Raw genomic sequence first — 23702 nt, forward strand, 5'->3', positions numbered from 1 at the left:
GTTTTTTGGTCCGGTTTTCTCCGATGTTCGCTGCTGAAACCACGCTTTTAGCGGCAATCACGCCGGACGTGCCACGACGAGGGGGCGACGAACGTCCGCCCGGGTTGTCGTCGACAGTGCGCGATGGCGATATTTCCATGCCCTGGGCTGGCCGCCAGCCGCCGTGCGCGCGATACTGGGTGACCATGACTGATCCAGCCCAGCCTGCCAGACCCTCGCTTTTGCCCAACGGCATTACTCGCGAGGTGCTGGAACGCGACGGTATTCGACATGCCATGTCGCAACGCCACCCGGAAGTGGCATTGAACAGCGACGACGCCATTCGCGCGTCCATGCAGCGCATGCTCGCCACTAGGCCCGCCCCCGTGGATCCGACAGACGGCGTCTGGCTTTTCGCTTACGGTTCGTTGCTTTGGAACCCGTGTGTGCCGGTGGCCGAACGGCGCATGGCGCGGCTATACGGCTTTCATCGCGATTTCCAGCTGAAGCTGACTTATGCCCGGGGTTCCCCCGAAGCGCCGGGCATGATGCTCGGCATCGTGCCCGGCGGCTCCTGCCGCGGCGTGGCGCTGCGCGTAATCGGCGACGACCTGGAACACGAGCTGCTGATGGTCTGGCGGCGCGAGATGCTCACCGGCGTCTACAAGCCGCGATGGGTGGAACTTCGACCGGACGACGGCGGCCCGCGATTGTGGTCCATCGCGTTTGTCGTCGACCCGGCGCATCCGTGCTACTGCGGCCGGCTCGATGACGATGATGTGGTCGCATTGCTGGCCACCGGCCACGGCATGATCGGGGCGAGCGCGGAGTATCTGCACAATACCGTCGGCCATCTCGACGAGCAGGGCATTGTCGATCGTCGGCTGCGCGCGTTGCAGCAACGGGTATGCGACTGGCCGGGCGCGCGTTGACCACCGGCGTCGAAAGCGTTGTCAACGCAAGCGTGGCGAACGTCGGCCAGAACCGCTCAGAACAGTTCGTGCTGGCGTGTCGAACGCCCAGGACGCCGTCGCGGGGCATCGCCCAACCAGCGGCGCAGCGAGGCGAGCACGTGCGCGCGCTCCTCCACGGTCAGCGCGCGGCCGACAGGAATCTCGTGCCAGCGGGCCAGGCAGCTGCGGCAGCAGGCCGCAGTGGCGTGCTGGGCGACGAATACCGGGTGCCCGCGCATCGGTGTCTGGCGGCCATCGTTGACTGGTGCCGCCGGTGCCAGCCGCTCATCGATAAACCGCTCGGCATGGGCCATGACCTCATCGAGTCCGCGAGCCTGGAGATAGCCGGCATCACGCGCAGACAGGGCGAAGCGGCGACGGAAGTCCGAGCGGGCCAGTGCCGCGAACAGCGCGTCGCGATCACGCATCACGCCGGCCACTGCCGGTCGTGATCGGCCGTGCATCGCAGCCTGCGCGTTTGCGGTCGCAGCGACGATTGCCAATACTCCCAATCATCACTTTTCTGGCTATCCTGCCAAGGTCTCTGCATGCCTCATTCCCGTTTTCTGGCCGTCTGCATGGTACTGGCCGCACTCGCGGGCGCATTGTTGCCGGCCGGCGGCGCGCTTGCCAAGGACGCGCCGATCACCATCTATGTCGACGAATACGCCGAAGGCCAGGTCATGAGCCGGGTGGCGCGCGACGTGATCGAGTCCGAATACGATGTGCCCGTCGAGCTCAAGACCGTGTCCGTCGGCCCGGCTTTTCTCGGGGTCGCCAACGACGACCGTTCGTTGTTTCTGGTCGCCTGGTTGCCACGTACGCATGCCGCCTACATGGAACGCGTCGGCGATCAGGTCGACAATCTCGGCGAATTGTTCGACGGCGCACGGATCGGTTGGGCGGTACCGGCCTACGTGCCCGAAGATCAACTCGCCAGCATCGCCGATCTGGACAAGCCGGCGGTCGCCGACAAGCTCGGCGGCACAATCCAGGGCATCAGCGCCGGTGCCGGCGAGATGGCGTTGTCCGCCGAGGCGCTTGAAACCTACGGCCTGGACGACTATCGACTGATCACCGCGAGCAGCGCGGCGATGACGGCCGCCTTGGCCAGCGCGATCGACAGCCATGAATGGATCGTGGTGACCGCGTGGAGCCCGCACTGGATGTGGCAACGCTTCGATCTGCGCTACCTGGACGATCCCAAGGGCGTGCTCGGCGGCAAGGAGCATGTCGATGCCATTGCCAGCCAGGGCCTGGCCAAGAGTGAGCCCGATGTGCATGCCATGCTCAAACGCATGCACTACAGTCTCGAGCAGATCAACACCATGCTGGTGAATGCCGAGCAGACCTCCTATGACGAGGCGGCCGCGACGTTTATCAGCGAGCACCCGGAGGTGATCGCCGAGTGGACCGGCCACGCGGATACACGTTAATCCGCGGCCCGGCCGGCCAACGCGTGGACCACCGCGCGATTGGCCGGCAGGTCCAGGCCGAGTTCGGCGGCTCGGGCCAGTAACCAGCCGTTGATTGCCGCGATCTCCGTGATCGCGCCTTTCTGGACATCGGCCCGCATGGACGAGGTATTGGCCGCCGTCGCTCGGGCGACCGCGTCCACGTGGGCCTGCGAACGACCCGGCCAGGTCGGATCCAGTCGGGCAAGCAGCTGATCGGCTTCGGCCGTGATCAGACACAGCCGTTCGTAGAGCGTCGGATCGTCAAGCAGGCGGCCGTTGTCGACGTCGTACAGCGCGGTGAGCGGATTGATCGCGGCGTTGGCGACCAGCTTGGCCCACTGATGCGATCGGATGTCGGTCGTCCATGCCAGGCCGGGCCAATGATCGGCCAGCGACGCAAACCAGCCCGGTCGCGGACCGCCGTCGCCCATCCAGGTCTGGTTCTCTGCCATGATCCGGTGGACCGGGTCGTGGCCCTTGACCGCGTTCGTGGTGATAGTCTCGATCAGACGAGCGCTTTCGGGAAGCCAGGCGCGGAGGTCACCGATACCGTTTTGCAGTCGCAGTACGCATACGTCGTCGGCCAGTGGGAGCGCGTCGAGCACGGCAGCGTTCCAGGGCGTCTTGCAGGCAAGCACCAGGTGACGGATCGGTTCGCCGTCGTCTGCCGGCGGTTCGAGCACGAGTGATCGGGCGGCCTCATCCGTGCTCAGGAAAAGCGTCTTGTGCCGTCGTGCCGCGCCGGGCCGCGCCAGGCGCACGCCATGTCCTGCCCGGCCCAAGTACCAGGCCGCCATGGTGCCGATATTGCCGGCCCCGGCCAGACGCCAACAGGGTCGGCGGGTCATGCCTGTCTTCTGCTTGGGTTATCGGACATCAGCGACGGCCTGAGAGCGTGTCGACGTGTCATATGCATACCTTGGCCAGCGCTGTCTGATCGCAAGTCGCCCTTGATCGGCAACCGCTCGTACTGTCACGGGCAGGCGCGAGCGTGCCGGCGTGTCGCAGCATCGTGCCATCGGTCTCCGGGGCGGGCGCACGTCCGCTCCGCTGGCCCATACGCCGAGGCCAACGCGACCCGAAAACGTACAGGATGTAATCGGTGATCGGGGGCAGCTGCGCCAAGCCCATATGATCCATCGCGAAGGCTCGACGAGCGGACGGGGTCGCCGGCCCGCGCCAGTCGATGCCCACCGTGTCGAGGGTTCGCCGGGAAAAAGCCGTGACCGGCGACCGCACGTACCGGTCGATGGGCGCATGAATGACGATCACCGGGGACGGGGCCAGGCGGGATCAGTCGTCGCGCGCCGGTGTGCCGCGCAGCGATTTGGTCCGGCCATGGCGGGTCTTGCGATCCATGCGTTTGTTGCGCGCCGCGCGCGATGGGCGGGTGGCCTTGCGTTTCTTGCGCTCGCGCACGGCGCTGCGAATCAGCGTCTGCAGGCGTGCCAGCGCGTCTTCGCGGTTCTTGTCCTGCGAGCGAAACCGCTGTGCCTTGATCACGATCACGCCGTCGGCGTTGATCCGCTGATCGTGCAGTGCCATCAGTCGTTGCTTGTAGATCTGCGGTAGCGAGGAGCCCGCGATATCGAAGCGCAGATGAATGGCCGAGGCGACCTTGTTGACGTTCTGACCCCCGGCGCCCTGGGCGCGTATGGCCTGCAGGTCGATCTCGTGATCTGGGAGGGCGACGGTATTGGATATGGGCAGCATCGAAAGGGATCGGCATCGGCCGTCGGCGGCGTTCGGGCCTTCGAGTGTAGTATCTGGCTCGCGCTCGCACGAGCGCGCGTGTGGCTATCGACGGACGCCCACACGCCGGGCCGGTTCGGGCCCGGCGCGTGGGCGCTACCGATCGTCGGGTTCAGATTGGCTCGTAGGCGGCCTGGCGTCGACGCTGGCCGGCGGTGCCGCCGGCATAGGCGATCAGTCCGCCGACGATCAGTATCGCCAGGGTGACCCAGGCGGCTTTGGATACCGCAGCGGCTGTCTTGGCCGCCGCCTGCTTGGCCTGGGCTTCGGCCTGCTGCTTGAGCTGGGCATATTTCGCCATCGCCTGGTTGTAGGTCTTTTCATAGCGATCGGCGATCTGGCGGGCTTCGGCCTGCGACTTGCCGGTACGCGCCTGGATGATATTGACCAGCGCCTGCTTGTCCGCCGCATCGAGTGCCTGCGCGCCCTGTTCGCGAACCCGCTTGAACCATTGGCCGAGGGTCTCATCGGCCTGTTGCGGATTGGCCGCGGTTTGGCGCGTATCGTCGGCCGCGGCCTTGGCACTGTTCCGGGCCTGGTCGTTCAGCCGTTCCGGGTCGAGTTCGGATTTGCCCGTCTGTCTGAGCAGCGTGTCGAGCTGTCCGCTCAGATCGTTCCAGTCGAGCTTGACGCCATTATCGTCGAGCGCCTGCTTTGCTTTCCCGGCGACTGCCGGTGCGGCGGCGGCTACGCCCTGGCCGGCCGCGGACAATCCGCTGCCCAGCAGGTTGAAAGCGGTGCCGGTGATACCGGTGACCACCGAGGCCAGCAGGAAGGTAGTGACCAGCGTGGTCACCGCCCAGCTGATTACCCCGTGCAAGCCCCCGAGTGCCGGTGCCGCACGTCCGGCCACGAATGCACCCAGGCCGATGGCCACCACGCTGGCCACGCCAAAGACCGCGGCGGCACCGATCGAGAAACCGGCGAGGCTGTCGTCCCCGGTGCCCGGGTCGAGCGAACTGGTACCCAGAGCGGTACCGAAGACGCTGAACAGCAGATAGGCGATCAGAGACAGGGCGCAACCACACAGGATGGCGCCCCAGGAAATCTGAGTCGGTAGCGTGGCGCCGTGCAGGGAACGGGTAGCGGTGACCATGGCATTCATCTCCAGTGGCAGATCGTCGTTAAAAGACGCTGCAATAGATTGTGCGAGGCGAAAAAAAGGCGCGCCGGTCGCCCGACGCGCCTCGTCAATCAACAGGGGCGTGAAGGGCTATTTCACGACGTCGCGTGCGGTGTCCTTGACCTTGCCGACCTTGTCGCGCGTCTTGCCCTTGTTTTTTTCGGCCCGACCCTCGGCTTCGGTTTCGCGGTTGCCGGTCACCTTGCCGACCTGCTCCTTGATCGAACCCTTGACCTGTTCGGCCTTGCCCTTGATGCGTTCCTTGTCAACCATGGTCTTACTCCTAGAAAAGTAGATGACAGTCACCGGGGATGCCCGGGCGAACCGTCCGGTTCACGATTGAAACTTTACGGTTGCCGTGGCCGGCGCAACAGACGGAAATGCACCAGTCGAACTAGTATGTTTGCACCGGCGTATAGGCCGTTCAGGCCGGGTCGTCGCCGGGAAAGCCGCGTTCGCGGGCCCAGACGATGACCGCGCCCCGCTTGTGCAGGCCGACCTTCGAATAGACGTTGGCCACGTGGTTGCGCACCGTGTGTAGCGAGACCGACAGGGTCCGGGCGATCTGCTTGTCGGCCTGGCCGCGACAGATCAGCGCCAGCACTTCCTGTTCGCGCGCGGTCAGGTCGGACAGGCTGGGGCCTTCGTCGGGCACCGTGTGCTTGGCGGTGCGGATGTTGGCCAGCTTCTCGATCACGGTATGGCTGAACCAGGAGGTATCGCGCATCACCGCTTCGATCGCGCCCAGCAATTCGGCCTCGGAGCGCTTGCGTTCGCTGATGTCCTGGAGCACCACCAGCACGCAGTCCTGACCGTGAATGGTTACGCCATCGGCAGCCAGCAGGCAGTCGATCGGCGTGTCGTCGGCGGCCCGGGCCTGTAGTTCGATCCCGTGTGCGCCGTCGGTCGAATCCAGTCGGGCGGCCAGGTCCAGATCGCCCAGCAGGCCGAGCGCAATCGCCGAACGCCCGATGGCGTCGTCCGAGCTGTAGCCAAACACGCTACCGAAGGAATCGTTGACGTCGAGGATATCGGCGCTGGCCCGATCGAGCACCAGCGTAGGCACGGGCGACAGCCGGAACGCGGTGGCAAAACGCTCCTCGCTCTGACGCAGGGCCGCCTCGGCTGTACGGCGCGGCTCCAGGTCCATGAACGTGAACAGCATGCAGGCCTCGTCGCCGATATCGATCGGCTGGCCGGCGACCACTACCAGCTTGGTCGTGCCGTCCGGCAACGACAGGGTCGCCTCCATCTGCGGAATGGTGCGGCCTTCACCGAGACGTTCGATGGCCAGATCGCGCCCGGTCGAGGCGGCGAACACATCGATGGCGTACACGGACTGGTCGATGACGTCCTCGCGCACGTAGCCGGTCATGTCCATGAAACCCTGGTTGACCCTCAGATAGCGCAGGTTCGACAACCGACAGATCAGCGCCGGCGCCGGGTTGGCATTGAAGGTGCGCTCGAAACGTTCCTCTGCGGTGAAACGCTCGGTGACATCGTCGATCATCAGGGCCAGACAGTCTGTCTCCCCGTGGGCATCGGTGAGGATGCGTCCCCGCATCCTGTGGGTGCGCTCGGAGTCGGGATCGCCACGACGTTGTACGCGCACGACGACATCTTCGAAGACCTCACCGGCCAGCAGCCGGTCGATCGGATACTGCGCCGGGGCGAGTGCGTGGTTGTTGCGATAGGTCAGCGTATAGCGCCGGCGGTAGCCGGCGGCAGTCTTGCCGAGCTCATCAACGCCTTCGACGTCGTGCAGGGCCAGCGCCGATTCGTTCGCCCACAGGATATGGCGATCGCAGTCGATGAGGATGATGCCTTCCGACAGACCGGCAATGAGTTGCTGGAGCTGACGGCGGTCGGTGCGGCGGGGCGTTGGTGTGGTCACGGCGGGCGCGGTGGGCACGGGTGGGAGGCGGCCCGCGACGCTAGTGTTGCGGCAAACGCCGCGCAATACCAGCCCCCGCTGTTCCGATCTGCTGCGCGCCTGGCGGTCAGTCGATCTCTTGACGTACCTGACCGTAGGCCAGCAGCGAAAACAGCACCGTGCCGCCCAGCACGTTGCCGATGAACATCGGCAGCAGCATGTCGACCAGCCCCGAGAACACGCTGACCTGGCCATCGAGTACGAGCAGAAAGACCTCCATCGACCCGACGACCACGTGGGCGAAACCGCCGAGTGCGATTACATAGGTCGGAATCACCACGATCCAGACCTCCGAGCCGCGTGCGTTGGGCAGCATCCAGACCAGCGCGGCCACGAAGAAGCCCGCCGGGATCGCGTGCAGCAGCATCTCCATCCAGCTCTTGTCGAGCAGGGCCTGGGCCACGTGCTGGAAGGCGGCGAGCTGGTCGGCGGTGGCGAAGCCGATGATATCGGTGAACGTGGCGGCCACGAATGTGCCGACCATATTCGCCGCGAACACCACGCTCCATAGCCGAAGAATGCACCAGAGCTTGTCGCGGCTGGGTGCGGCCATGAGCGGCAGCACCGCCGTGATGGTGTTCTCGGTGAACAGCTGCATGCGGCCGAACACCACGATGATGAACCCCACGCAATAGCCAAGATTCTCGACAACCGAGCGCCATTCGCTGTCCGGCAGGTGGAGATGGAGCAGCCCCTTGGCCACCACCGAGGTGGATATCGCAATACCCGCGGCCACCCCGGACCACCACAGTGAACCGACCGGGCGCGCCAGTTCCTGTTCGCCGTCCTGACGGATGCTCTGATAGATAGCGCGGGCTGAAACGCGCGCGTTCGGCGTGGGATTCTGCTGGGCCATGACCGCCATCGTAAATCTCGGGGCGGCACAGATTACACGAGCGCTCGTGCGGAGCGGGTAAGGTTGTAATCGTGGTTGTCATTCGGCGAGGATCGAGCCATGAATCATGCCCGTATCGCGATCGGCCTCTGTCTGGGTGTCCTGTGGCTAATGGTCGCCGGCACGCCCGCGCTGGCGGCCGATGACACGGCCCTGTGGCATCGCCTGGCAAGCGGCGAGGCCATTGCACTCATGCGCCATGCCAGCGCGCCGGGCACGGGCGATCCGGCCGGGTTCGTGCTCGACGACTGTGCCACTCAGCGCACTCTGTCGGCGGCGGGTCGCACCGAGGCACGTGCCATCGGCCAGCGTTTTCGGGAACATGGCATCGCCCGGGCCAGCGTTTATTCCAGCCAGTGGTGCCGGTGTCTGGAAACGGCCCGGCTGCTGGGGCTCGGCCCGGTGCGTCCGCTGCCGGCGTTGAACTCCTTCTTCGAGGATCGTGACAAAGGCCGGGCGCGTACCGCCGCAATCGAACAGCGACTGGCCGAGGCCGACACCGGCGTGCAGATACTGGTCACCCATCAGGTCAACATCACGGCGTTGACAGGTGTTTTCCCGGCGTCCGGGGAAATCGTCGTGGTCAGGCCGGACTCGCACGGGCTGGCGGTGATCGGCCGTATCGCGCCGCCGTGACCACAGAGCGCGCCGGTCCTGCCCGGAATGAGCCGCACCAAGTGCGCGTCGTGTGCATCACGTGTTGAACGCATGCCCGACACCGCCACCGGTGGTCGGCAACAGCGGCTGCACCTGTGTCGGATCGGCGGCCGGGTTCGACTTTGCAGCGTGCTGGCGGGCAGATCAGTGTCGTCTCCAGCGAGCTGCCGACGGCACGGGCGATCGATCAGCTCGGCATCGAAGCCGCCGGCGGCGGTTGTCTCGGCGGACCGTCGTCGCCATATCTTCCAGCAGGTACGAACAGAGGAGGCATTCCATGGCATTTGTCGAAGTCGCACGAGAAAACGACACGCCGGTCGAGCTGTATTACGAAGACTATGGCAGCGGCAAGCCGGTCGTGCTCATCCACGGCTGGCCCCTGTCCGGTCGTTCGTGGGAGAAACAGGTGCCGGCACTGGTGGCGGCGGGTCATCGGGTGATCACTTACGATCGCCGTGGTTTCGGCAAATCGTCGCAACCATGGGGCGGCTACGACTACGACACCCTGGCTGCCGATCTGAACACGCTCATGACGCATCTGGATCTGCGCGGCGCCACGCTGGTCGGCTTTTCCATGGGCGGCGGTGAAGTCGCGCGCTATATCGGGACTTATGGCACCGAACGTCTGGCCGGTGCGGTGCTGGCCGCCGCGGTGCCGCCGTATCTGTACAAGGCAGACGACAATCCCGACGGTGGTCTGGACGATGCCACCATCGAGCAGTTCGAACACGGCGTGACCGACGACCGGCTGGCCTTCTTCGAGGACTTCGCCACGAGCTTCTTCTCTACCGAGCAGGGCGGCCTGTTGGTCAGCGAAGCGAGTCGTCAGTATCACCGCGATATTGCCTGGTTCGCATCGCCCAAGGGCACGCTGGACTGTATCGCGGCGTTCGGCCGCACCGATTTCCGTGCCGATCTGGAACGCTTCGATCTGCCCACGCTCGTCATTCACGGCGATGCCGATAGCATCGTGCCGTTCGAGGTCAGCGGCAAGCGATCGGTGGATTCGATCGCCGATTGCTCGCTGACGCTCATCGAGGGTGGCCCTCACGGCATCAACGCCACGCACGCCGAGCAGTTCAACCGAGCGTTGATCGACTTCCTCGGTTAGCCAGCTCGATCGGCACCGCCGATGATCTCGGGCCGCGGTCGACGACCGCGGCCTTTTTCTTGATCGGTGCTTTCGTTCGCTCGTGGGGCACGCTTGTTGCGCACGCCGACCGATGGCGGTGCAGGCCGGCACCGCTGTTCCGGTTAAGGCCGTTGTCGTGCGCCGGGCGCCGCTGGCCTACCTCTTGCATCGGAGGTGGCAAATCGGCGTTCAGGGGCAACGATGACAGTCAGTCTTTTCTATCGGATTTCACGTCGGGCGGTCGCGGTCGGGGCCATCTGTGCGCTGTCACTGGCCGGCGCCGCACACGCGGCTGGCAACGCAGCGGCGCCTGCCACCGGCAAGGCGTTCGAGCCGGAGACGTTCACCGTCAAGCCATCGACCGACGGCGGTGCGCTCGTGCTGGTCAACCAGGCCAGCTGGGACGGGGCCAGCCGCATTCATGTCTATGCCCAGGACGGGCTGACCTACCAGGGACTGCTTTCGCTCGGGCTGACATCGCAGTTCATCGTCAGCCATGACCACAGCAAGGTCTATGGTCTGTCCGACTACATGAAGCGTTATACCTACGGGCCCATCGACAGCGTAGTGCAGGTCTTCGACCTGAAGACACTCGAGCCGATCGCCGAAGTGAGCGTGCCCAACAAGGCGGTCAAGTCCATCGGCATGGAGCATCTGCTGGAGATCAGCGCCGACGAGAAATACCTGTACGTGCAGAACGCCACGCCGGGTACTTCGGTGACCGTGGTCGACCTGGAGGCGATGAAGGTCGTCGGCGAGATTCCCACGCCGGGCTGCTACGGCATTTTCCCCAGCGTCGAAGGCCATCGTTTCACGACGCTATGCGGGCCGGGCACGCTCAACGCCTATGATGTCGACGCCGACGAACCGATGGCCACGCCGTCCGAGCCCTTCTTCGATGTGGAGCACGACGCACTCTACCTGCACTCGGTACGAACGACCGACGGTCATCTGGTGTTCACCTCGTTCAACGGCAATCTGTATGTGGTCGACGACAGCGCCGACAAGCCGACGCTGGTTCGGAAAATGGCAGTGACCGACGGCGTCGAAGGGCATTGGGCCCCCGGTGGCTATGGGGTCAGCGCCTATAACGCAGCCAACGACATGATCTTTCTGATCGTGCACGACGCTGCCTATGAAGGCAGTCACAAGGATATGTCTGACGAGATCTGGGCCTACAGCCTGGCGGACGAGAAGCTCGTCGGCCGTTCGAAGGCACCGCATCTGGTCTCGCTCGCGGTCAGCCAGGGGCAAACGCCCACGCTGTACGGTGCCAACGAGGACGATGAAAGCGTGGATGTGTATACGCTCGAGGCCGACCGCGATTTTCACTTCGAGAAGACGGCCTCGGACGATCGCGTGGGCTGGACGACCTCGCTGATGACCGCACCCGCGGTCCGGGACAACCCATGAGTCCGATGTTCGCTCTGGCCGCGGGCACCGCCGGCGTGCTGGTGCTGCTGATCATGCTGCGCGCGGCGGTGCACAAGAGCCTCGATTTCACGGAGTTTCAGGGTTTCGTGGCCGACTATCGGATCGTGCCGGCGCGCCATGCCGCCCAGACCGCGGCGGTCGTGGTGATCGCGGAATGGTTGCTGGTCGGCTTGATCGTGTGGCCGGCAACCCGTTCGGCCGGTCTGACCGGTGCAGCGTGTCTGCTGGCCGCCTATGGCGCGATCATCGCGCGCAATCTGAGGCGCGGACATACCCATATCGAATGCGGGTGCGGTGGCGCGCCGCAGGTGCTCAGCGCATCGCTTGTGGTTCGCAACGTCATGCTGGCCGGCCTGGCGTTGTTCGCCGCGGCATGCGCGCCGAGTGCGCTGACGCTGGCAGCGGCGCTGGCCGTCGTTGCGACCGGCGCATTCTCCCTGGCGCTCTATGCACTGTTCGAACAGCTCAATGCCAACCGCATGTATCTGACATCTCGAGGATTGTGATGACCGCTCTGACTTTTGCCGTGGTGTTCCTGGGGCTGGCGTTCCTGGTCCTGTGTTTCGGTTTCATCGTGCTTGCCCGCCAGATCGGCGTGCTCTACGAGCGCATCGCGCCGATGGGCGCGCTGATGAACGACTCGGGGCCGAAGGTCGGCGAGGCCTCGCCCGTGTTCGATCTGGTCAGCCTGAATGGCGGCGCGGTGCCGATCGGCAGGCCGGACGAGCGGGCCACGCTGGTGTTTTTCGTCTCACCGACCTGTCCGATCTGCAAGAAGCTGATTCCAGTGCTGCGTTCGGTCCGTGCCAGCGAGAGCGATTGGCTGTCAGTGGTGCTGGCCAGCGACGGCGACGAGTCCCGTCAGCGTCGTTTCATCGATACCGCCACTCTCAACGACTTCGACTATGTCCTGTCCACCGAGCTGGGTCTGGGCTATCGCGTGGCCCGCCTGCCTTATGCCGTGGTCATCGACCGCCAGGGCGTGGTGCGGGCCAAGGGGCTGGTCAACACACGCGAGCAACTGGAAAGCCTGTTCAACGCACACGACATGGGCGTGGCCTCCATTCAGGGTTATCTCGAGGCGCCGACCGAAGCCGGCTATGCGCCCAGCGCTCAGTCCTGAATACGGACCTATCACCGGGGAATAGACAGCCATGAAACGACTTCTTGATACGCTCCTGGCCCGCACCGATGCCGGTGCAGAGCAGATGGCACGTCTGGCGGCCCAGCGCTATAGCCGGCGGGGGTTCGTCGGCCGTGCCGCGCTGTTCGTGGCAGGCACTGGGCTGCTACCGGTCCTGCCGTTCGATCAAGGCGGACGGGCCCTGGCGGCCACGCCTAACGGCGGCACGCTGCAGGACGACGATCCGACGGCCTGTGACTACTGGCGCTACTGTGCGATCGACGGGAACTTGTGCAACGACTGTGGGGGCACGCTCACCAGCTGTCCCCCGGGCGCCGAGGCATCCAAGGTGTCCTGGGTGGGTACCTGTCGCAACCCGACCGATGGCAAGGACTACGTCGTGTCCTACAACGACTGCTGCGGCAAGGCCAGCTGTACCGGCACCGAATGCGTGAACAGCGAACGCGAGCGGCCCGGCTATCAGATGGCCCTTCACAACGATATCAATTGGTGCATGGCCAACTCATCCATGGGCTATCACTGCACGGTCGCCGTGCTCGTCGGCCAGGTCGACGACGCATCGAGCGGATAGGCCTCGGTCTGAGGATACGATCCGTGCTGGGAGGGCTAGCGCTCGTCGTACTGGCCGCGGCCGGTCTGTGGCCGGCGGTGTCCGTCGAGGCCGCGCCCGCGGCGCATACCCGTTATCTGATCCATTGCAGCGGCTGTCATCGCGCCGACGGCTCAGGCAGTCGACGCGGCGGCATCCCCGATCTGCGTGGCTTCGTGGGTTCGTTCGGGCGCGTCCATGACGGCCGGGTCTATCTCATGCACGTACCGGGGATTACAGCCTCCGGCCTGGACGATGCCGGTATCGCCGAGGTCATGAACTACATCTTCACTCGATGGGCCGAGGCGCCGCCGAACGATCCCGTGCCGCCGTTCAGCGCTGACGAGGTCGCCCGGTTGCGGGCCCTGTCCGTGCCCGACGTGGTGCAGGCCCGGCGCGCGGTCGTTCACGAACTCGAAGCGCGGGGGCTGCCTGTGGCGGCCTATCCCTGGCAGTGACACCGACCCGACCGGAATGAAGCGGATTCGAATTGGCCTGGATATTGCTCGGTATTCGATATCCTTTCGCCGTCATCGAGCCGCCATGCGTTCTGTTTCGTTCCGAACCTGTCTGATTCTTGCCACCGTGGTCGCGGGGAGCGCGCATGCCGCCGCCGTGCCCGCGAATGTCACCATCGGCGAGCTGCGGGCGGGGTTTGCCGATGGATCGCTCAGCTGTGCTCAGGTCACTCGCCATTATCTCGACCGGATCGCGGCCTACGACAAGCAGGGTCCGGCGATCAACGCCATGATCACCGTCAACCCTGCGGCGATGGCACAGGCCCGGGCACTGGATGCCGCCCGCGACGGGGCCGCCGTCGCCACGCCGTTATGGTGTGTGCCGGTGGTGCTCAAGGACAATTACGATACGGCCGACATGCCCACCACCGCCGCGTCCCGCTCGCTGGCCGGCGCTCAACCGGAGCACGATGCCTTCTCGGTCGCCCGTCTGCGCGATCAGGGCGCGTTGATAATCGGCAAGACCAATCTGTCCGAGTTTGCGCTGACCGGCATCAGCCTGAGTTCGCTTGGCGGCCAGACCCGGAACCCCTACGACCTGACGCGCACCCCGGGCGGCTCGTCGGGCGGCACCGGGGCGGCCCTGGCGGCCGACTTCGCGGTGGCCGGTACCGGCTCGGATACCGTCAACTCGGTGCGCTCGCCGGCGTCGGCCAACGGCGTGGTGGGCCTGCGGCCGACTGCGGGGTTGATCAGCCGTGACGGTATCGTGCCGGTGTCCTATACCCAGGACGCGGCCGGTCCGCTGGCGCGCACCGTCACCGATGTGGCGATCATGCTCGATGCGATGGCTGGCTACGATCCGAACGACCCCGTCAGCGCGTTTTCGGTGGGCCATATTCCAGACTCCTACGTCAAAGCTGTCACCCCGGGCGGATTGAACGGCCTGCGGGTGGGCGTGCTGCGCACGCTGTTCGGCAATGGCGCGGAGAATGCGCCGGTCAACCAGGTGATGGACACCGCGCTGGAGACGTTGTCGAGTCAAGGGGCGACATTGGTAGAGATCGATGATTCGCGGCTGTTCACCGATGACCTCAGCCGCGCCTACGACGTACAGAAATACGAGTACAAGCAGATGATCAACGCCTATTTGGCCGATCATGGCGATCATGTGCCGGTGCATTCGTTGGCCCAGATCCTGGACTCGGGACAATACAACCGGGCTACGCTGGGTAAATTCCTGACCGCCGCTGCCGCCGTGGACGATGGCATGACCCAGCCCGACTATTATGAACGACTGGCCGGCATCGACCGGCTCAAGACGACCCTGGCAGGCGTCATGGCCGCTCACGATGTGGATATCCTGGTCTATCCCGAACAGCGCCAGCTGGTGGCGCCCATCAGCGAACAGGCGCAACCACAACGCAACGGAATCCTGGCGGCGCTGACCGGTGTGCCCGTGGTCACGCTGTCGGCCGGCCGTTCCGCAGCCACTGACAACGCGCCGCTGGGTGTGCCGGTCGGCCTGTCCATGCTCGGGCGGCCGTGGAGCGAGCCCTTGCTGCTACGCGCCGCGTATGCCTTCGAGCAGGCCATGCCGGCGCGTCGTGCGCCGCAATCGACGCCCCCGCTGAACGAGTGAGCATCCTCTGGGTGCGTGCAAGCCTACGCTGCACTCCGAAACGCCGCGGAATTGGAGCTGCATCGCTTGCGCAGGCGTGGTTAACGGTCGGTAGCGGTTTGCGCGGGTCGATGTCGACCCTGCGCCGGTGCCCCGGGTCAGAGCATCTCGCGCAAGAAACGCCATAGCTCGGATTTGAGTTCCAGCCCGACCCCCGGTGCGTCGGGTAGCCGTACCCGGCCGGATTCGACGCGGATACCGTCGGCAAAGCCGCCCAGCGGCTGGAAGACGCCCGGATAGGATTCGTTGCCGCCCAGGCCCAGGCCGGCGGCAAGGTTCAGAGACATCTGATGCCCGCCGTGCGGGTGGACCGCCCGCGCCGACCAGCCATGGGTGGTCAACAGGTCCAGCGTCTTCAGGTAGTCCGGCAGCCCATAGGACAGGCCGCAGTCGAACTGCAGCACATCGCGATCCGGCCGCATGCCCGCATAGCGCAGCAGGTTGCGCGCGTCGGCCGACGAGAACAGGTTTTCGCCGGTGGCCAGTGGCAGGCTGAGTGTTTCGGCGAGCACGGCCTGTAGACGAAAATCCAGCGGGTCGCCCGGCTCTTCGTACCAGCGCAGGTCGTACTGGGACAGCGCGCGTCCGTAGGCGAGCGCGGTGTCCAGATCGAAACGGCCATTGGCGTCCACGGCCAGTGCGTCGGCCGACCCGAGTACGTCGATGGCGGCCTCGACACGCTTGATATCGGTCGCCAGCGGCGCGGCCCCGATCTTGATCTTGGCTGCGGTATAACCGAGATCCATATAGCCACGTATCTCGTCGGCGAGGCTTTTCACGGTGTCGTCGCCGCGGTAATAGCCGCCGGCGGCGTAGACAGCCACGCTCTCGTCGGCTTCGCCGTGGCGGTAACGCTCGGCCAGCAGCTGCCACAATGGCAGCCCCTCGGCCTTGGCCCGTAGATCCCACAACGCCATGTCCAGTGTGCCCAGCGCAACGGCACGCTCGCCATGGCCGCCGGGCTTCTCGTTGGCCATGGCGATATGCCAGCAGGCAAACGGATCGATCAGGCCCTGCTCGTCGAGCAGCGTCTCGGCAGGCGCGGCGGTAAGCCGGGGCAGAAAGCGCTCGCGGAGCAGACCGCCCACCGACCAGCGTCCGATCGAGCCAAAGCCATAGCCGACTATCGGCCGGCCGTTGCGTACCAGATCGGACTCGATGGCCAGCACGCTCGTGGTCAGCCCGGCAAAGTCGACGACGGCGTTGGCGCCGGGCGAACTGATCGGCAGGTCCTTCTCGACGATGCGTTTGATCTTCATGACGGTTTCAACCGGATTCGAATCAGGGCTGTGCGTCGGCCGTGGCGGGTTGGTCCGGGGCGTCATCGGGGGCGGCAGCACGAATTTCGGCGCCCAGGCCCTTGGTGGCAGGCCAGATCGCTTCCAGTTCGTCGATATCGTCGGCCACCTGTTCGCTGAAGGCCGCGTGCTGCGCCGGACTGATGTGCACGATTTCCATGCCGTGATCCGACAGCTGGCGGGCGTACTTGGCCTCCAGCGTGCGGTCGAGCTCGTTGTTGAAGCGTCCGGCGTCGGCTACCGCCTGTTCGATGATGTCGCGGTAGGCGTCCGGCAGATTGTCGTAGACACGCCGGTTCATGGCCACGAACTGGGTGCCGTAGGTGTGGTTGATGACGTCCATGTACGGACAGACCTCGTACAGGCTCAGGTTGTAGAGATAGTCGGCCGGCAGGTCGACGGCACTGACCACGTTGTTCTGTAATGCCAGGTACAGCTCGTTGAGTGGTATCGAGCTGGGCTTGGCGCCGAGCAGCTTGAAGGTCTGGGTCGCGCCCTTGGAGCCGGTCCGGATGAGCACGTTGGCCATGTCGGCGGGGCTGCGGATCGGTTGCTTGGAGCACAGCTGCCGCGGCAGCCGATCCCAGGTCTGGCTGAGCAGCTTGATATTGCGATTTTCCAGAATGCTGGCCGCCAGACGCTGGCCGATCGGCCCGTCCAGCACCTTGTGGATATGCGCCTGGCTGTCGAACAGAAACGGTACCTGCAGCAGGTTGTAGACCGGCTCGACATAGCCGAGGATGCCCAGACCCTCCATGGCCATGTCCAGCCCGCCGAGTGCGGTCTGCTCGACCATATCGCGGTTGCTGCCGAGCTGGTTGGCCGGATAGATCCGGACCGTGATCTGGCCCTGGCTGCGCTCGTGCACCAGTGCGGCGAACTTCTCCACCGCACGACCGCTGGGCGACTTGACCGGGGCATTGGTGCCGAAATGCAGCGTCAGCGGGTCGAGCTCGGCCAGCGGCCGGGCCTCGGCGTCGGCAGCCAGCGCAGGGGCTACCATCATGGCCATCAGCGCAAGCCCCAGGCATGCGAGAAGGCCGAGTCGGCGCGGGCGATGCGCGACGTGCAGGGGTCGGATCCTGACAGACGACATGGCGATCAGCTCCCGTAGACGAGATGCGGCAGCGCCAGAACCAGCGACGGCATGAAGATGCCGAGCACGATGATCGCCAGCAACAGCAGCAGATAGGGCAGTGCGCGCAGGAACACGCGCTGGGGCGGCGCCTCGGCGATAGAGGCGGCCAGATACAGGTTGATACCCACCGGCGGGGTCAACGTGCCGATACATAGCGCAATGGTGACCAGCACGTAGAAATGGATCGGGTTCAGCCCCGAGGCATCCACCAGGGGCGCGAGCAACGGCACCATCAGCAGCAGCCCCGCGGTGGTCGAAAGAATCGCGCCGATCAGCAGCGCGATCAGGATAATGACCATGAACAGCAGGTGGGGCGAGCTGATGAACACGTCCAGACTCTGGGTGAGCACGTGCGCAATCTGCTCACGGGTCAGCGCATAGGTATAGACCTTGGCCGCCGCCAGGATGAACATGATCGCTCCGCTGAGCGCAGCGGTGTACCACAGCTCGCTCACCACCTGGCGCAGGTCGATCTCGCGATAGACGAATTGGCCGATGATGAATACATACAGCACGGCGATCACCGCCGCCTCGGTGACCGTGACCACGCCCGTGACCAGGCCGCCCACGATGATCACAGGCGCCATCAACGCCCAGAATGCATCGAAGAAGGCATGCCGAAGCTCCGACCAGTCGGATTTCTCACCGCGTGGGAAGCCGGCGCGGTCGGCGATGAGATAGGTGAAGAGCATGGCCAGCGCGATGAATAGCAGGCCGGGAAGCGCGCCGCCGAGAAACATCTGCCCGACCGATACCTGGGCCAGCGAGGCACAGATGATCATGGGAATGCTCGGCGGGATGATCGGTCCGGCCACCGAGGCGGCCGCGGTAATCGCGCCCGCGTCTTCGGCGGAATAGCCATGTTTCTTCATCGCCGGGATCAGCACGCCGCCGAGCCCCGCGGTGTCCGCCACCGCTTCGCCGGAGATGCCGGCGAAGATCATGCTGGACAGAATGTTTACTTGCGCCAGGCCGCCCTTGGCGCGCCCGAGCAGGGCGTTGCAGAAGCGTACGATGCGCCGGGTGATGCCGCCATTGTTCATGAGCTGGCCGGCCAGGATGAACAACGGAATGGCGACCAGCACGAACGACGACGCGCCGGTCATCATCTGCTGGACGATCAGCATGCCTGGCACATCCTGCATGAAGAAATAGAAGATGCTCGATACGAGCAGGGCGATCGCGATCGGAAAGCCGAGTGCGATCAGAGCTACCAGCATCAGCAGCACGATGACGATCATGATCTCCTCCTGTCGTTAGGGTTTGAGCGCGGCCGCGTTTCAGCTGGGGCCGGCTGTCACCGGCGCGCCCCCGCGCCGGCCGGATACGAGGCCGATCAGATGCTGTGCCTCGAAAAGGGCGTAGCAGGCGAAGCCGACCGGGATCGCGCCGTAGAACCAGGCATAGGAGATCTGCAGCTGCTCGCTGTACAGCGACTGGTTGAACAGCGCCAGACGGATGCCGCTGTAGACGATGTACACACACGTCGCCAGTACCACGAGACTGATCACGATCGATAATCCGCGCGCCGGACGTACCGGCAGCAGGGTGTCGACCAGATCCATGGCCATGTGCCGGCGTTCGGCCGCGGCCACCGCCAGCCCGATGAAGCTCAGCCACACCATCAGCAGATGCGAGATCTCGGCGGTGGAGAACAGCGGCGAGCCGAGCGCGTAGCGCATGAACACGTTGGTGCCCAGCAGTGCGATCAGGCACACGATCAGCAGCACACAGAACTGTTTGAGAACCAGGAGCAATACATGCATGACGATGACCTCGAACGTCGGCCCAGCAGCGATCAGCGGGTGCCCGCTAGCACGCGATCGACCATGGCCGGGGCCTGGCCGAGATAGTTGGCCGGGTCGGTCAGCGCCTGGATCCGGGCACGATCCAGATGGGCGGTGACGCGTTCATCGGCCGCCAGCGCATCGGCCAGCGGCAATGCCTGGTCGCTGGCGATGCGACAGGCGCGATAGACGATGTCGTGAGCGGCCTGGCGACCGGTATGGTCGGCCAGTGCCATCATCACGGCTTCGGCGACGATCAGGCCGTGAGTCATGTCCAGGTTGGCAGCCATGCGCGCACCGTCGACCTCCAGACCGGCGAGCGCGAAGTTGGCCTGTGCCAAAGCCCCGGAAGTGAGCGCGAAGCTCTCGGGAATGGCGATCCATTCCGCCTGCCACGGGCCGGTCGCACGTTCGAAATCCTGGATGGAGGCATCGAGCATGGTCGCGGCCTGTTGGCGCACGCTCTTGGCCGCCGCACAGATGATTTCACAGGAGATCGGGTTGCGCTTCTGCGGCATCGTGCTACTGGCGCCGCGCCCGGGCACGAACGGTTCGAAGACTTCTCCGAACTCGGTGGCCATCATCAGCATCACATCCTGTGCGATCTTGCCCAGCGAGGCGGTGACCAGACCCAGCCAGTGGACAGCTTCAGTCAGGCTGTCGCGTGCGGTATGCCAGCTGATCGACGCCTGGCCAAGCCCGAGTTCGGCGGCGAGTTCAGCCTGTACCTCCAGACCACGATTGCCAAGCGAAGCCAGGGTACCGGCCGCGCCCGAGAATGCGACCACCTCGAGACGCGGTCGCAGCTGGGCCAGGCGTTCGTCGTGGCGGTCGAACATCGACAGCCAGACGGCCGCCTTGTAGCCGAAGGTGATCGGCAGCGCATGCTGCAGATGGGTCCGGCCGGCCATGGGGGTGTCCCGATGCCGGCGGGCCAGTTCGGCGAGTGTGGCGCGAAGCGTCTGCAGATCGGTCGCGACCAGATCCAGTGCTTCGCGCATCTGCAGTACGAGTGCGGTGTCCATGACGTCCTGCGTGGTCGCGCCCCAGTGCAGGTAGCCGCCGTGATCGCCGCAGTGTTCGCCCAGCTGCTCGACCAACGGCAGTATCGGATAGCCGACGTTCTCGGTGTCGTGTTTCAGCCGTTCCAAGTCGAGCCGGTCGTAGTCGGCAACCTCGGCAATGGTTTGTGCGGCGTCGGCGGGGATGATCCCCAGGCGTGCCTGAGCACGGGCCAACGCAACCTCGACGCGAATCTGGCATTCCAGCTGATGCCGGTCGGCGAATATGGCCCGCATGGCCGGCGTACTGAAACTGTCCTGATAGAGATACGAGTCGCGCACGGCGTCACCAAATGTACTTACTAAATAAAATGTACGTACATTTGTAGACGAGCGGGTATGAGGTGTCAACCGGGTATCGCAGCGATTGGGCGTTGCGTGACGAGGGCCAAACAGGGATCGTTGCGGCATGAAAACTCTCGTCGACCGGGTCGCGTATGCCCGAACCTAGGTATCAGCGGGTCGCCCGCGCGCTGTTCGGCGCGATCCGCGAGCAGCATTACCCGGTGGGCTCGCTACTGCCGCCGGAAGTCGAGCTGGCTCGACGGCACGGGGTCAGCCGACAGACCGTGCGCAAGGCGATCGAACAGCTCGAGCGCCAGCAGCTGGTGACCCGTCGCGCGGGCATCGGTACCCGCGTACAGGCGCCGGCGCAGGCAACCGGCTATCGCCAGCAACTGTCGTCGATCGACGATCTGGTGCAGTTCGGCGAAACCCATCAGCGTCGCGTCGAGCATATCCAGACCTGCGTCATCGATATCGACACCGCCGATGTACTGGAATGCGCGGCCGGCTCGCGTTGGCTGCGTATCGCCACCCAGCGTCTGGACAGCGGCCATCAGCCGCCGACGCCGGTGTGCTGGACGGACAACTTCATCGATATCGCACATGCCGCGATCGGCGAGCAGGTCACCCGGGAGCCCGATACTCTGATCAGCGCGCTGATCGAGCGCCGCTACGGCCGCCGAACACTGACCATCAATCAGAACGCCAGCGCCACCACCATGCCGGCCGAGGCGGCGGCCGTACTTGCGGTCCCGACCGGCTCACCGGCGCTGCGGGTGATCCGGCATTATCTCGACGAGCTCGACGACGTATTCATGATCACGCGTACTTTCCATATCGGCGAGCGCTACAGGCTGCGCTCGACGCTGTGCCACACCGCTGCTCCACTGGGCGACTGAGTCGGCGGGACATCGCGCCCGCGCTATCGCGGCATCGGTCGAAACACGGATTGAATCCAAACCCGGCGCCGCTGTATATATGCACAGTATGGAGCTGCTCAAAAAACTCGAGATCCTTGCCGATGCTGCCAAGTACGACGCATCGTGCTCGTCCAGCGGCACAAGCCGACGCTCGTCGGTGGGTGGGCAGGGCGTGGGCTCGTCGGAAGGTTCGGGCATTTGTCACGCGTACGCGCCCGACGGGCGATGCATCTCGCTGCTCAAGATTCTGCTGACCAATTTCTGTATCTACGAGTGCAGCTATTGCATCAATCGCAATTCGTCGAATGTGCAGCGGGCGCGCTTTACCACCCGGGAAGTGGTCGATCTGACCCTGGATTTCTACAAGCGCAATTATATCGAGGGGCTGTTTTTGTCCTCGGGCGTGATCCAGTCGCCGGACTACACGATGAGCCAGCTGGTAGAGGTCGCCCGCAGCCTGCGTATGGATCACGACTTTCGCGGCTATATCCATCTCAAGACCATTCCCGATGCCGACGGCCAACTGCTGGCCGATGCCGGGCGTTTTGCCGATCGGCTCAGCATCAACGTGGAACTGCCCACCCGGATTGCGCTTGCCGATCTGGCGCCGGAAAAGGACCATCGCACCATCAGGTTGTCGATGGCACGTATTCGCGCTCGCCAGGATGAATACGCCGAAGCCTCGCGTGGCGCACGAAAGATCAGCAATGCCACGCCGCGGCCGGCCAGGCCGCCGCGCTTCGCGCCGGCCGGCCAGTCCACCCAGATGATCGTCGGCGCGGAGCCGTCGACCGATGCCCAGATCCTGTCCACCACTGCGAACCTGTATTCGGCGTACAAGCTCAAGCGGGTTTATTTCTCGGCGTTTTCGCCGATCACGGATGCCAGCGCCAAGCTGCCGGCGCAGCGAACCTCGCTGGTACGCGAGCATCGGTTGTACCAATCCGACTGGCTGATTCGTTTCTATGGCTACGGTCACGACGAGATCACCGCCGGTGCGGATGCGGCACCCGCCCACGGCATGCTCGATCTGGATCTGGATCCCAAGCTCGCCTGGGCGCTGCGTAACCGCAGCTACTTTCCGGTGGACCTGAATCGAGATCCGCGCGAGCGACTGCTGCGCGTGCCGGGCGTGGGAGTCAAGAGTGTGAACAAGCTGCTGAAGATCCGGCGCTGGCAGAAGATTCGTCTCGAGGATCTGGTCGCTCTCAAAGCCGGCGTCAGAAAAGCCATGCCGTTCATCGTCTGTGCCAATCATCATCCTGGGTTGAGCGAAGTCGCCAGCGACGCCTTGCGTGCGCGGTTTGCCCCGGCGAGCGCGGCGCAGCAGAGTTTTGCATTCTAGCCTTGTGCCGTCCCGGATAAAGGTTTGCCAATGCCCTCGACCCGATCTTGCGTCTGTGTTCTGACCGGCGATATCGTCAAGTCCAGCGCGCTCGGAGCCGATCGGTTCGACGCGGTCATGGGCGCGCTCGAATCCGCAGCGGAGACGGTCGCGGCGTGGCCGCAGATCGCGCCGGTGCACTACGAACGTTTTCGCGGCGATGGTTGGCAGTTGTTGCTGGGCCAGCCGAAATGGGCGCTTCGAGTCAGCCTGTGTATGCGCGGCGCCATTCGCAGCGCCTGCGGAGCCGGCGAAACACGGCTGGCGGCCGGCATCGGGTCGGCCGATCGTGCCGACACGCTCGCCGCCTCGAGCGGTAGCGCATTCGAATGCTCGGGCCGTGGCCTCGAACGGTTGAAGACACACCAGCTCTGGTGGATCGACGGCGCGTTCGCTACCGCCGGCGAGCGTGCGCTCGCCCAGGGGCTTTTTTCGGTCTGCGACGGGTTGTCACGTCATTGGACCTCTCGACAGGCTGAAATCTTTCTGGCTCTGGTTCAACCGGAGGCGCCGACCATGGCCGCGCTCGCTGACCGGCTTTCAGTGCAGCCCCAGACCGTGCAGGTTCATTTCGCCCGGGCCGGCGGCCATGCGCTACTGGACGCCGTGCATGCGTTCGAACAGGCGCTGGAATGAAGTCCG

Annotated in this window: 25 protein-coding genes; 13 read left to right on the top strand and 12 right to left on the bottom strand. The window is 64.9% G+C overall.

The window, feature by feature from the left end:
* Positions 1–185 precede the first annotated feature (185 nt).
* Positions 186–911 (top strand): gamma-glutamylcyclotransferase, encoded by a 726-nt coding sequence (locus tag T31B1_RS06310; RefSeq protein WP_353248591.1) that lies wholly within the window; start codon positions 186–188, stop codon positions 909–911.
* Positions 912–967: 56 nt separating this feature from the next.
* On the opposite strand, the gene T31B1_RS06315 is transcribed toward T31B1_RS06310, so the two are convergent.
* Entirely contained in the window at positions 968–1360 is a 393-nt protein-coding gene (locus T31B1_RS06315; RefSeq protein ID WP_353248765.1) for a DUF4186 domain-containing protein, read from the bottom strand.
* Positions 1361–1480: 120 nt separating this feature from the next.
* On the opposite strand from T31B1_RS06315, the gene T31B1_RS06320 reads away from it, so the two are divergent.
* Positions 1481–2368, top strand: coding sequence for a glycine betaine ABC transporter substrate-binding protein (locus tag T31B1_RS06320; RefSeq protein WP_353248592.1), 888 nt, complete (start codon positions 1481–1483; stop codon positions 2366–2368).
* Here the strand turns inward: T31B1_RS06320 and T31B1_RS06325 are convergent.
* The 6 genes from T31B1_RS06325 to T31B1_RS06350 all read right to left on the bottom strand — a co-directional run bounded on the left by T31B1_RS06325 (position 2365) and on the right by T31B1_RS06350 (position 8053).
* Complete coding sequence (locus T31B1_RS06325; protein WP_353248593.1) at positions 2365–3237, bottom strand: ketopantoate reductase family protein; 873 nt, start codon at positions 3235–3237, stop codon at positions 2365–2367. The two genes, T31B1_RS06320 and T31B1_RS06325, sit on opposite strands and share 4 nt — an antisense overlap.
* Before the next feature lie 445 nt (positions 3238–3682).
* A complete protein-coding gene (gene arfB, locus T31B1_RS06330) occupies positions 3683–4102 on the bottom strand; it encodes an alternative ribosome rescue aminoacyl-tRNA hydrolase ArfB (protein ID WP_353248594.1) in 420 nt (139 codons plus the stop codon).
* Between the two features lie 151 nt (positions 4103–4253).
* The gene (locus T31B1_RS06335) at positions 4254–5237 is read right to left on the bottom strand and encodes a hypothetical protein (RefSeq protein ID WP_353248595.1); all 984 of its coding nucleotides are present in this window, start codon (positions 5235–5237) and stop codon (positions 4254–4256) included.
* A gap of 117 nt (positions 5238–5354) precedes the next feature.
* Positions 5355–5537, bottom strand: a complete 183-nt coding sequence (locus tag T31B1_RS06340; RefSeq protein WP_353248596.1) for a CsbD family protein — start codon at positions 5535–5537, stop codon at positions 5355–5357.
* Between the two features lie 151 nt (positions 5538–5688).
* Entirely contained in the window at positions 5689–7158 is a 1470-nt protein-coding gene (locus tag T31B1_RS06345; RefSeq protein ID WP_353248597.1) for a helix-turn-helix transcriptional regulator, read from the bottom strand.
* Positions 7159–7264: 106 nt separating this feature from the next.
* Positions 7265–8053: a formate/nitrite transporter family protein gene (locus T31B1_RS06350; protein WP_353248598.1), complete on the bottom strand. Its 789-nt coding sequence runs from the start codon at positions 8051–8053 to the stop codon at positions 7265–7267.
* A 99-nt stretch (positions 8054–8152) separates the two neighbouring features.
* On the opposite strand from T31B1_RS06350, the gene T31B1_RS06355 reads away from it, so the two are divergent.
* From T31B1_RS06355 to T31B1_RS06390, 8 genes are all read left to right on the top strand, one after another.
* The gene (locus T31B1_RS06355) at positions 8153–8728 is read left to right on the top strand and encodes a histidine phosphatase family protein (RefSeq protein WP_502950918.1); all 576 of its coding nucleotides are present in this window, start codon (positions 8153–8155) and stop codon (positions 8726–8728) included.
* Positions 8729–9026: 298 nt separating this feature from the next.
* Positions 9027–9860, top strand: a complete 834-nt coding sequence (locus T31B1_RS06360; RefSeq protein ID WP_353248599.1) for an alpha/beta fold hydrolase — start codon at positions 9027–9029, stop codon at positions 9858–9860.
* Between the two features lie 222 nt (positions 9861–10082).
* Entirely contained in the window at positions 10083–11294 is a 1212-nt protein-coding gene (locus T31B1_RS06365; RefSeq protein WP_353248600.1) for an amine dehydrogenase large subunit, read from the top strand.
* Positions 11291–11821 (top strand): MauE/DoxX family redox-associated membrane protein, encoded by a 531-nt coding sequence (locus tag T31B1_RS06370; protein ID WP_353248601.1) that lies wholly within the window; start codon positions 11291–11293, stop codon positions 11819–11821. Before T31B1_RS06365 ends, T31B1_RS06370 begins: the two co-directional genes overlap by 4 nt.
* Entirely contained in the window at positions 11821–12438 is a 618-nt protein-coding gene (mauD, locus tag T31B1_RS06375) for a methylamine dehydrogenase accessory protein MauD (RefSeq protein ID WP_353248602.1), read from the top strand. Before T31B1_RS06370 ends, mauD begins: the two co-directional genes overlap by 1 nt.
* Positions 12439–12469: 31 nt before the next feature.
* A complete protein-coding gene (locus T31B1_RS06380) occupies positions 12470–13030 on the top strand; it encodes a methylamine dehydrogenase light chain (protein ID WP_353248603.1) in 561 nt (186 codons plus the stop codon).
* Positions 13031–13053: 23 nt separating this feature from the next.
* Positions 13054–13506: a c-type cytochrome gene (locus tag T31B1_RS06385; protein WP_353248604.1), complete on the top strand. Its 453-nt coding sequence runs from the start codon at positions 13054–13056 to the stop codon at positions 13504–13506.
* Between the two features lie 85 nt (positions 13507–13591).
* Positions 13592–15148: an amidase family protein gene (locus T31B1_RS06390; protein WP_353248605.1), complete on the top strand. Its 1557-nt coding sequence runs from the start codon at positions 13592–13594 to the stop codon at positions 15146–15148.
* Between the two features lie 137 nt (positions 15149–15285).
* Here the strand turns inward: T31B1_RS06390 and T31B1_RS06395 are convergent, their stop codons facing one another.
* The 5 genes from T31B1_RS06395 to pcaB form a co-directional block, all read right to left on the bottom strand.
* Positions 15286–16446, bottom strand: a complete 1161-nt coding sequence (locus tag T31B1_RS06395; RefSeq protein WP_353248606.1) for a mandelate racemase/muconate lactonizing enzyme family protein — start codon at positions 16444–16446, stop codon at positions 15286–15288.
* 22 nt (positions 16447–16468) lie between these two features.
* On the bottom strand, positions 16469–17491 hold the full coding sequence (locus T31B1_RS06400; RefSeq protein ID WP_353248607.1) for a TRAP transporter substrate-binding protein: 1023 nt from the start codon (positions 17489–17491) through the stop codon (positions 16469–16471).
* A gap of 95 nt (positions 17492–17586) precedes the next feature.
* Positions 17587–18864, bottom strand: a complete 1278-nt coding sequence (locus tag T31B1_RS06405; RefSeq protein WP_353248608.1) for a TRAP transporter large permease — start codon at positions 18862–18864, stop codon at positions 17587–17589.
* A gap of 39 nt (positions 18865–18903) precedes the next feature.
* Positions 18904–19389, bottom strand: coding sequence for a TRAP transporter small permease (locus T31B1_RS06410; RefSeq protein ID WP_353248609.1), 486 nt, complete (start codon positions 19387–19389; stop codon positions 18904–18906).
* 32 nt (positions 19390–19421) lie between these two features.
* Entirely contained in the window at positions 19422–20708 is a 1287-nt protein-coding gene (gene pcaB, locus T31B1_RS06415) for a 3-carboxy-cis,cis-muconate cycloisomerase (RefSeq protein ID WP_502950933.1), read from the bottom strand.
* A gap of 200 nt (positions 20709–20908) precedes the next feature.
* On the opposite strand from pcaB, the gene T31B1_RS06420 reads away from it, so the two are divergent.
* The 3 genes from T31B1_RS06420 to T31B1_RS06430 all read left to right on the top strand — a co-directional run bounded on the left by T31B1_RS06420 (position 20909) and on the right by T31B1_RS06430 (position 23696).
* Positions 20909–21655, top strand: coding sequence for a GntR family transcriptional regulator (locus T31B1_RS06420; protein WP_353248611.1), 747 nt, complete (start codon positions 20909–20911; stop codon positions 21653–21655).
* A gap of 88 nt (positions 21656–21743) precedes the next feature.
* Positions 21744–23021 (top strand): putative DNA modification/repair radical SAM protein, encoded by a 1278-nt coding sequence (locus T31B1_RS06425; protein WP_353248767.1) that lies wholly within the window; start codon positions 21744–21746, stop codon positions 23019–23021.
* A 30-nt stretch (positions 23022–23051) separates the two neighbouring features.
* On the top strand, positions 23052–23696 hold the full coding sequence (locus T31B1_RS06430; protein ID WP_353248612.1) for a hypothetical protein: 645 nt from the start codon (positions 23052–23054) through the stop codon (positions 23694–23696).
* Positions 23697–23702 lie beyond the last annotated feature (6 nt).

It is taken from the genome of Salinisphaera sp. T31B1, from assembly GCF_040361275.1.
Lineage (GTDB): Bacteria > Pseudomonadota > Gammaproteobacteria > Nevskiales > Salinisphaeraceae > Salinisphaera.